Origin of the sequence: Novosphingobium sp. PhB57, from assembly GCF_004342985.1 — a bacterium.
GTDB lineage: Bacteria > Pseudomonadota > Alphaproteobacteria > Sphingomonadales > Sphingomonadaceae > Novosphingobium.
In genome coordinates this window covers 19169-27881 of sequence record NZ_SMBO01000021.1, presented here as the reverse complement: position 1 = coordinate 27881, position 8713 = coordinate 19169, and the positions used below count along the sequence as shown (strand labels likewise).

Genomic DNA, 8713 nt, shown 5'->3' with positions numbered 1-8713 from the left:
CAGTCAACAGATACCGATGACACCACCCCGTTGGCGCTAAACCTAATCAAAATCCGGCGCTCAAACGGTCCGAAACTGACTTTTTCCGCGGCGTGTTAAGCAACCAGGTAAACGCCGCCTTGGCCTCCGGCTGAGCTCCGGCTGCGAGGAAAGCCTTTATCGTATAGCCGGCATCGCGCACCCAGGCGTAACGATAGTCGTAATTCTTCGCGCCGCCGATCCCTTCAGGCAGCGAGCTTGTCGCGGCCGCCGCAATCGCCCCGGAGGGCGAAAACAGCAGCAGCTTGAGGACGAGTACGCTACGGATGAAAGCTGGCCGGTTTTGTCCGCCATATGCGACGCGCTCCGCCCATGCTCGCCATTCGGCATCGGAAACATCTATTCGCTCGTCAATGTCTTCTACGGGCGGCACTACCAAGGGTTCACCTTCGCCTGCGATCACTGCAATGACCTCACGCTGGCCTGAGCGCACGGCAAATGAGCCTACTACCACCTCGTCGCTGCGATCTACTGCCACTCCGCCGGAATGAAGAAGAAGTCCCAAAACGTCGCCAACATGAAACACCGAGTGGCGCCCGATCTGCGACTGGTATGGACTCGCCGCCCGGCCCCTGCGGCCCGGCCTCATTTCTAGCTGGAAACGCACAGTGCCATTGATTCCTTCGATCCGGCGGGCAAGTTCTGCCCACGGCAACCGACCTGCGGTACCGCTGTTAATCGACTCCGTGAGTTTCGCGGATCCCGAGGCCGTCGTAAACACCGTCTCAAGTACGTTGCTGTCTGGAAGATACCGCCGTTCTGTCTCGTACGGCTCGTCGGGGGTAATCACAAAGCGGCCGCCCTCCTCGGCATCCAGCAGTCTGTCGAAGAGGGGCGGCGAATCCAGATTGGGAACGCACCACCAATCAATCGAACCATCAGCTCCGGACAGCGCAACCGTACGGCCATCGCCCAGCGCACCGTATGCTTCCAGCGGAAGATACCCATCTCGGCGCAGGCCTGCTCCCGAGCGAATGCCGGCTACCGATCGTACCTTTGTCAGCAAGCCCGTCACGGTCATGCAGATTGCGGTATCACGCTTATCAGCTCCTCTTCGCCAGGCTCTCTCGCCGGCTTCAACTGAAGAGCCTGATCCGGCGTTATTTGCCGGCTGCGACGCACCGGCTCAAGCATAACGACACTGCCGGTTTCCAGCGAGCGCTCGACAGCGTCGAGAACCCGCATATCCATGTATCCCTCCTCCGCGTCAGCTTCAGGCTGACGATCGTTCAAGATGCAATCAGAAAAGTACTGCGTCTCGTTGCCAAACTGCTCGACAGGTTCGAAAGCGTGAGTCTTGCTTCCTTGCGCCGTGGTTTCCTTATAGGAAATGCCGACTTTCGGGCCAAACATGAAGCATGGCGAGGCCTCGATCGTTGCCTTGGTTCCGATAAGGGTAAAGCTTTCGGCCGGTGCAGTGGCGTAGCTTACTGTGAACTGAGCCAAACGATCGCCCGGGAAAGTGAGCGTCACGGCAACAGTATCGTCGAAGTTAAAGCCGCGGCCCAGGGTTCTTGTCCCCACTGCATGTACCGAGGTGGGTTCATCACCAAACAAGTTGCGGACCGCATTGAGCGGGTAGGTTCCCATATCCGGCACCGCCCCCCCCAATATCCATTGTGCCCACGTGAGTTCTCTTCCGCGACGTCTTGCGTGAAAATTGCTGGGAAGCGCGAAGATCGCCAAACTCACCCCTTCTGGCCCGCGCCACCATTTCCACGGTTCCAGGCTCGTGATGAAGCCTGTAGGCAATCATCAGCTTTGCCCCGGACCGCTTTTGCAACGCCATGATTTTCTCGGCATCGGCAAGACTGGCCGCAGCGGGCTTTTCCAGAAGAACATGAATACCAGCTTCCAGAGCGGCAGTTACAAAATCGGTATGCAGCGCGTTTGGCGTCGCAATATAAACCGCATCTATCTCGCCCGAGCGAAGAAGCTCGCTGTATTGGTCATAAGACCAGGCCTTGATCTTGTATTTTCCAGCCAACCTCTCCGCTTTTATCGGATCGCCAGTTACCAGTGCGGCGAGCTTGGAATTGTCCGTGCGCCCGATCCCGGGCATGAAAGCCTGCTGGGATATCTGCCCGCCCCCGAAGACGGCGTACCGCACCTTTTCCTTGCTCGCGAACATGCAGAACTCCTGTGCTGAAAGGGATTGCAAAGCTAACGTTTGCAATTCCGGATTGGTTGCGGTGCACAATAAGGTGCGTTCTCAAATCCAAACTCACACGCGAACGCTGACCCTGCACTTCCTGCCGCTCCAAAATGGCGCCCCGGAGTTGCTTCGAAAAAATAAAGTCCGGGGCTCGAACTGTCGGACGAGTCGCTGAAATCTCAATTGCAGAGCGCGCGATTGCGACGTTGCGTGCTGCGAGAGCGCCGACCACCTTACCTGCGGAAGTTCTATGGGAGCCAAGCGAGAGCCTGAGGTGTTTTCATGTCATATCTGCGTTCTTGAAAGCGCGGTCCCTCGCCTCGTTTTGATCATCCAGTGGAGTCCCCTTTATGGCTCTTGCGTCTCCTATCCCCTACTCGCCATCGCTCGAAACCTACCGGCCGGACGAAGATCAAACGATCGACAAAATTAATGAAACTTTCGACGAGATCATGGAGACCACCGCGCAGGACTATGGTCATGCAGTACGGTCGGTTCATGCCAAGGCCCATGGGATTATCAAGGGTACGTTGACCGTCGTCGAAGGATTGCCGGGCGAACTTGCCCAAGGCCTGTTTGCAAATCCTGCCACACATGATGTTGTGATAAGGCTTTCGACAAACGCCGGCGACTTGCTGCCGGACAGTATCAGTCTGCCGCGCGGTATGGCGATCAAGGTCCTCGATGTTGAGGGCGAGCGGCTGCCTGATGCCGAAGGTACAACGCAGAATTTCGTATTGGTCAATGGGCCTGTATTCCAGACACCCACGGCCGACAAATTCCTCGGAAATCTAAGGCTACTGGCGAAGACCACTGACAAGCTGGAGGGAACCAAGGAAGGCCTCTCACGCGTCCTACGCAGCGTTAACACAGCCTTGGAAGCCATTGGCATCGCGAGCCCCAAGGTGCAATCGCTCGGCGGGGCGCCGAATTCGGATCCACTGGGGGAGACATATTTCAGCATCACGCCCTTTCGGTACGGCGATTACGTCGCCAAATTCAAGTTAGTGCCGGTCTCGCCGGGCCTCACGGCCAGGACAGGGACGACAATCGACGCCTCCCATAGCCGTGATGCGATCCGTGAGGCCGTACGCGCAGGGATGAGAACGCTGGAAGCTCAGTGGGAGCTACGCGTCCAGCTCTGCCGTGACCTCGAAAAACAACCTATCGAGGATCCGACAGTCGAATGGCAGGAATCCGAAAGTCCATTTGAGACGGTGGCTGTTCTTCGCGCCGACCCCCAAGACAGCTGGGATGAAACTTTGGTCTCAGCTGTCGACGAGCGGATGCGCTTTTCAGTTTGGGTAGGTCTTGAAGCACATCGCCCGCTTGGGAATATCAACCGGGCGCGTAAAGCGCCCTACGAGCATTCAGCCGCATTTCGCTCGCGCTTCAACGGATGCCCGATCCACGAGCCTTCCGGGCGAACATAAGTGAATTTCACCAAAGCCGACTTTGCGTCTGCTCGAGCTTGGAGGGTCGTTTAAAATGGCTGAGGATGAAAAAGGCACGGTCCACTACGAAGGGACCGAAGGTGGCTGGGGATCCCTTCGCGGGATGGCGGAGATCGCCTGGCGGGAGAAACCAACGCTGGCTGCCATCAATACTCTTCGGCGTCAGAACAAAGTCAAAGGGTTCATGTGCGTGTCCTGCGCATGGACCAAGCCGGCCAATGCCCACCCGCTAGAATTTTGCGAAAACGGCGCCAAGGCCACGCTATGGGAGCTGACCAGCAAACGCTGCACCCCGCAGGTTCTTGCAGGTCTTCCCGTAAGCGAGCTGAAAACCTGGAAAGACTACGATCTGGAGCAACTCGGGCGCCTAACCCATCCGATGCGCTACGATCGGGCCACCGACACTTACCTGCCCTGCGACTGGCAGGAGGCCTTTACCGCCATTGGCCGGGAGCTGAAGACGATAGATCCAGGCGCAGCAGTGTTCTACGCCTCCGGCCGCGCGAGTCTTGAAACCAGCTATCTTTACGCGCTCTTCGCACGGCTATACGGCCACAATAATCTGCCCGACAGCTCGAACATGTGCCACGAGACGACCTCGGTCGCATTGAAGAAATTGATAGGCTCCCCTGTGGGAACCTGCGTCTTGTCAGATTTCGAACTTTGCGATGCGATCTTTTTTTTCGGACAGAACACCGGTTCGAACAGCCCGCGCCTTCTTCACCCTTTGCAGGAGGCGGTCAAACGCGGGGTCAAGATCGTTACCTTTAACCCGATCCGCGAGAAGGGACTGGAGGTCTTCAAAAATCCGCAAAGTCCCGCTGAAATGTTGACACCCAAAAAAAACCAGATTTCCACGCTGTATCTGCAAGTAAAGGCGGGCGGGGACATCGCGGCGATAACTGGCCTGATCAAGCATGTTCTGGCGGCAGAAGAGAAGAAGTGGAACGAGGAAAAACTCCACGTTCTCGATATCGATTTCATTAAGCAGCATACCACTGGCTTTGAAGCGATGAAGGCGCATGTCGAAGAAACAAGCTGGCAGGAAATCGAGCGGGAGAGCGGTCTTGCCCGCGCCGATCTGGAGGAGGCTGCACAGATCTATGTCGAGGCAAAGCGTTCGATCGCCATGTACGGCATGGGGCTCACCCAGCATGTCCATGGCTTTGACAACCTCGCGGCTCTGACTAACTTGTGGCTCTTGAAGGGCAATATTGGCCGCGACGGCACCGGCATTTCACCGGTCCGCGGGCATTCCAACGTTCAGGGCCAGCGAACGGTGGGTATTTCCGAAAAGCCAGAGTTGGTGCCGCTCGACAAAATTGCCCAGCAGTTTGGGTTCGAGCCGCCGCGCGAAGAAGGCATGAATACCGTCAAGGCTTGCGAGAAAATCATATCGGGCGAAGTGAAGGCGTTCATCGGTCTCGGCGGCAACTTCATTCGCGCTATTCCCGAACGCGAGAAGATGGAAGCGGCCTGGCAAAAGATGCGCCTGACCGTGCAGATCGCCACCAAGCTCAACCGCAGCCATCTCATCAATGGTGAAATCGCCTACCTCTTGCCCTGTCTTGGCCGATCGGAGGAAGACGAGCAGGAAAGCGGCGCGCAGGCTGTGACGATGGAGGACTCGCTCTCTTGCATCCACGGTTCGCTTGGCAAGAACAAGCCGGCATCCGAGCATCTGATGAGCGAGGTGGCGATTGTGGCAGGCATCGCAAAAGCAACCCTGCCCCCTAATCCCAAGGTCACGTGGGATGAATGGACGGCGAGCTATGCCACGATTCGTGACAATATCGAGGAAACCTACCCCGAGCAGTTTCACGATTTCAACGCCCGCGTCTTCACTCCCGGCGGCTTTTACCGCGGTAATTCCGCACGCGAGCGGGTCTGGAAAACAGAAAGCGGCAAGGCGGAATTTTCTATTCCCAAGTCAATGACATCAATCGGGTTCACGCCGGCTGTCGGTCGTTACCGGCTCGTTACCTTGCGCTCGAACGATCAGTTCAACACGACGATCTACGGCTATTCAGACCGGCTGCGAGGCATTGAAGGCACCCGCGACGTCGTACTCATGAACCCCGAGGACATCGCGGCCTCGGGCCTCACCAATGGTCAAGTCGTTTCACTTGCGAGCGACGCCGGTGACGGCGTACATCGTCAGGTCGACGGGCTTACCATCACTCCGTTTCTACTGCCTCGCGGCTGCATTGCTGCCTATTATCCAGAGATGAATCCGCTCATTCCGCTCTGGTATCACGACGAGCACTCGAAAACGCCGGCTGCCAAAGGGGTCCCGGTCCGCATAGTGCTTGAGCCTTGATGCGCGCGCAGCACTCCTGGCATAGAGGCACTTTTTCGCGTGCCGAAATCAAAACGCGGGACTTTGGAAAGACTTGCCGCAAACGCTGCCGGCGGGAAACTAAGATCAGGACTGATCATTTCAGGCTGCGGAACGGCAGGTGACATGCACTACACTTATGAGTTCCAGTAAATATATTATTTTCTCCTGAAGCAAATCAGTCTTCTGGTCGTTTAGCTGTCGTCCCGTCTCTGCTCGTGCGAGTTTACGGGTTTCATATCCGATAGGAACTACTATGTCCGGCAATAGTCACGATATTTCGACACTGAATAGCCTGATTGCAACGACGATCGACAGCGTTGACGGCTATACAGAGGCTGTCAAAGATAGTGAAAATGCACGTTTCACGTCGCTTTTCACTAGCCGAGCTGGCGAACGCCGCGAAATCGCCTCGCGCTTACAGCAGGAAGTCAACAAACTGGGTGGCAAGGCCGAAGACGATGGCACCGTCTTGGCAGGGGCCCACCGCATGTTCTTGAACCTCAAATCTGCCGTAACCGGACGTGATGACAAAGCTATCATCAATGAGGTCGAAGCAGGCGAAGATCACATCAAGGCCAAGTTCGAGGATGCCCTGGCCGACCGCGAGCTTTCCCCCCCAGTGCGTCAGCTTATTGAAACCTGCTTCGTCTCCGTCAAAGCAGGGCATGACGAGATGCGCGACATCAAGCACTCGATGGAACGTTAAAAGCCTTATCGCGGGGGGCTAGCTGCCCCCCGCGCCGCTTCGCAGCTGGTTGGTTCCCTATAGAAGGCATGCCAATGAGCGCCGTGCCAGCTTCGCCAAATCGTTCCCGGTGATTGTCACAAGTATCCTGACTTTTGCCGCGGATACGCAAGGCACGCTTCTCTCTCACGGCCCGGCCGATTAGACCCGCGCAATGCTGAGCGAAGCGGGGCCAGATGGTGGAACGCCCCTTGGTGTAGGCGCTGCGCTTTAGCTGAGCCATCGCCTCGGGAAAAGTGAGAATGGCATCGATCGCCTCGGCAATAGCCGCCGGCTCTCCGACGGGCACCAGTTCGCCTACTCCGCCGGCAAGAAGTTCGCGCGCATGGATGTACGGCGTCGAAACAACAGCCTTGCCGAGTGCGACTGCGTAGCTAAGCGTCCCGGAAGTCGATTGCTGCAGATTGGGATAAGGCGTCAGATAGATGTCGCAGGCTTCTATCTGGTCGAGTAGCTCCTCCGTCTCGAGGAATCTGTCATCCCAAGATACATTGGCTGTTACGCCCAGTTCCCCGATGCGCGCTTGTAGCCGTTCGCGGTAAGCCTCTCCCTGCTCCTGCACAAGATTGGGGTGGGTCGCGCCCACGATCCGATAAACGACCCCCGGATGCCGTGCAGCAATCGCAGGGAGCGCTTCGATTGCATGTTCCAGCCCCTTGCCCGGCCCTAAAAGCCCGAATGTCATAAGGACAGGCCGGCCTGTCAGTCCGAGCCTCGCCTTGAACGTCTCTTCCCGACCGAACGGGCGATCAGGGGCTCCATGGGCAATGACAGATATACGTTCAGGGTCGGCGTCGTACAGTTTTACGAGAATGTCGCGGCCGTCCTGGGACATCACCATAATCTGCTCGGCACGCTGCAGAATGCGCTGAAGCACCGCCCGCTGATTGGGCGAGGGCGACGACAGAATCGTATGGAAAGTAACAACGAGAGGCACCTCGAGGCGGTCGACCAGTTCGCATATCAGCTCGCCGTCCGGTCCTCCGAAGATGCCATATTCGTGCTGAAGCCAGACCGCGTCTGGTTTCGAAAGGTTGATAAGTTCTGCCGCCGCGCAGTAAGCGTCCCGTTCACCCGCAGGTAGGACGCGAATGTCCGGATCGTAAAGGGCAAGTGCGGTACGGTGGTCGAGCGCAAAGACATCAAAGGAAATGTTCGGGTAATGCGCAGCGACATGCGTTTTCAAGTCCTCGGTAAACGTCGCTATGCCACATTTTCGCGGAGCGAACGTCCCGATGAGCGCAACCTTGAATGTATCCGTGAAAGATGGGCTTTTGTACCTCTTGTTGGCCGTGAACGAAGCCGCATGTCTGGAGAAGGCGTTTTGCGCGTGAAACATGCCGGCACGGATCCTATGAGGGGTTTAATTTAATAACGATAGTCCAGCTTGGTCGTTCCCCATTGATCGTACAACTTCATAGATTCATTGGGGCACCACGTCATAACAAAACGGCAGGGTAACCAAAAAAACTCTAACCCACTATGGTTAAACCTGATCTTTACTTTCAACCTCATCAGCCCGTACGCGTTATTTTGGGCAGCTGGTTTCTCAAAAAACGTTGATTTTGATATCTGTAAAAAGGCTTCGAAATGCCTGCCTTTGTTGAGTGGGCCCTTGCCATGGCTACTTTCGGTCGCCACGAATCTTCATTTTACAAGAGGAATTTATTCACAGAGATTTCCATGACACGCGCCCTGCTCGCTATTGCGGTTACAAGGATCCAGTCATGTAACCCGGAGAAAGTTGATCTGACGCCGCGCCGGTTTTGCTGGAGAGATCTTTTTCTCGACTGTGAGGATAGGAGCGCAGCAGTACGCTGCGCAGTCCCTTGGCCCTATGGTTGTCCGTCCAGTCAAGGGTAGCACACGGAAAGGTCTCCGCTGCTTGTCGACGATTTTTTTAGCGGGTGTTCGATTTTTCTTTCGCTGCGGCGCTGACACTTGGTGCCGAAGTTTCATCCGGGGCTTCCTGCCGCTTC

7 protein-coding genes are annotated in these 8713 nt (G+C 56.5%); 3 read left to right on the top strand and 4 right to left on the bottom strand.

Annotated elements, in window-relative coordinates; genetic code table 11:
- Window positions 1–46: 46 nt before the first annotated feature.
- The 3 genes from EDF58_RS24855 to EDF58_RS26220 are packed head-to-tail and all read right to left on the bottom strand — an operon-like array spanning window position 47 to window position 2170.
- Complete coding sequence (locus tag EDF58_RS24855) at window positions 47–1060, bottom strand: glycoside hydrolase family 15 protein (protein ID WP_132270392.1); 1014 nt, start codon at window positions 1058–1060, stop codon at window positions 47–49.
- Window positions 1057–1629, bottom strand: a complete 573-nt coding sequence (locus EDF58_RS26225) for a Gfo/Idh/MocA family oxidoreductase (protein WP_207913174.1) — start codon at window positions 1627–1629, stop codon at window positions 1057–1059. Before EDF58_RS26225 ends, EDF58_RS24855 begins: the two co-directional genes overlap by 4 nt.
- Window positions 1586–2170, bottom strand: coding sequence for a Gfo/Idh/MocA family oxidoreductase (locus EDF58_RS26220; RefSeq protein ID WP_207913172.1), 585 nt, complete (start codon window positions 2168–2170; stop codon window positions 1586–1588). The genes EDF58_RS26225 and EDF58_RS26220 overlap by 44 nt, the downstream gene beginning before the upstream one ends.
- A gap of 374 nt (window positions 2171–2544) precedes the next feature.
- On the opposite strand from EDF58_RS26220, the gene EDF58_RS24845 reads away from it, so the two are divergent.
- From EDF58_RS24845 to EDF58_RS24835, 3 genes are all read left to right on the top strand, one after another.
- Window positions 2545–3627, top strand: a complete 1083-nt coding sequence (locus EDF58_RS24845) for a catalase family protein (protein ID WP_132270391.1) — start codon at window positions 2545–2547, stop codon at window positions 3625–3627.
- A 55-nt stretch (window positions 3628–3682) separates the two neighbouring features.
- Window positions 3683–5968: an FdhF/YdeP family oxidoreductase gene (locus EDF58_RS24840; protein WP_132270389.1), complete on the top strand. Its 2286-nt coding sequence runs from the start codon at window positions 3683–3685 to the stop codon at window positions 5966–5968.
- Between the two features lie 274 nt (window positions 5969–6242).
- The gene (locus EDF58_RS24835; protein WP_132270388.1) at window positions 6243–6695 is read left to right on the top strand and encodes a PA2169 family four-helix-bundle protein; all 453 of its coding nucleotides are present in this window, start codon (window positions 6243–6245) and stop codon (window positions 6693–6695) included.
- Here the strand turns inward: EDF58_RS24835 and EDF58_RS24830 are convergent.
- Window positions 6673–8073, bottom strand: a complete 1401-nt coding sequence (locus EDF58_RS24830; RefSeq protein WP_132270386.1) for a glycosyltransferase family 4 protein — start codon at window positions 8071–8073, stop codon at window positions 6673–6675. The two genes, EDF58_RS24835 and EDF58_RS24830, sit on opposite strands and share 23 nt — an antisense overlap.
- Window positions 8074–8713 lie beyond the last annotated feature (640 nt).

Excerpts from the sequence above, each read along its gene's own strand:
- EDF58_RS24855 (WP_132270392.1), bottom strand. The coding sequence starts at position 1,060 with ATGACCGTGACGGGCTTGCTGACAAAGGTACGATCGGTAGCCGGCATT.
- EDF58_RS26225 (WP_207913174.1), bottom strand. The coding sequence starts at position 1,629 with ATGGGAACCTACCCGCTCAATGCGGTCCGCAACTTGTTTGGTGATGAA.
- EDF58_RS26220 (WP_207913172.1), bottom strand. The coding sequence starts at position 2,170 with ATGTTCGCGAGCAAGGAAAAGGTGCGGTACGCCGTCTTCGGGGGCGGG.
- EDF58_RS24845 (WP_132270391.1), top strand. The coding sequence starts at position 2,545 with ATGGCTCTTGCGTCTCCTATCCCCTACTCGCCATCGCTCGAAACCTAC.
- EDF58_RS24840 (WP_132270389.1), top strand. The coding sequence starts at position 3,683 with ATGGCTGAGGATGAAAAAGGCACGGTCCACTACGAAGGGACCGAAGGT.
- EDF58_RS24835 (WP_132270388.1), top strand. The coding sequence starts at position 6,243 with ATGTCCGGCAATAGTCACGATATTTCGACACTGAATAGCCTGATTGCA.
- EDF58_RS24830 (WP_132270386.1), bottom strand. The coding sequence starts at position 8,073 with ATGTTTCACGCGCAAAACGCCTTCTCCAGACATGCGGCTTCGTTCACG.